The 436-nt window shown below is 57.8% G+C and carries 1 protein-coding gene; it reads left to right on the forward strand.

Translation table 11 applies throughout. The features are described 5' to 3' along the window. Positions 1–31 precede the first annotated feature (31 nt). Positions 32–436: hypothetical protein (locus J5M71_RS28735; protein ID WP_207839071.1), on the forward strand; the 405-nt coding region annotated here is incomplete at its 3' end.

Genomic DNA, 436 nt, shown 5'->3' on the forward strand with positions numbered 1-436 from the left:
GGAGTACGATTGTGCGCGTTATGCGCGCGACATGTTCGAGTTTGTCTTTGAGAATCGCGAGTATCTGAATGCGTTCCAGCGGCGGAATTTCGACGGATTGCGGCCTCTGGGTGTGTCCGGCACTACCAGCGATACGCGGCATCCCGAAAACTATTCGAGGACGCAATCCATCTGGGGGGTGCTGGACGGCTTCGTTCACCATGCGTCATCGGAGGCGCTTTCCCTGATCCCCGGGGATGCGCGACATCACTACCTGTCCTTTTTGACCCAGCCGTATCGGCCGTTGGTCGACAGTCTCTTGGAATTGTCGGCGAGCGATGTTCCGGAAGTCGAGCTGGAGGCGGACGGGACGTCGTTGTATTCGACTGCATCGGCCCCGGTGCTGAACACGTCGTTCTGGACAAAGTTGAAATGTCCGGTCAGTGAGCACTTCGCT

The organism is Pseudomonas sp. 43(2021) (assembly GCF_017490805.1).
Classification (GTDB): Bacteria; Pseudomonadota; Gammaproteobacteria; order Pseudomonadales; family Pseudomonadaceae; genus Aquipseudomonas.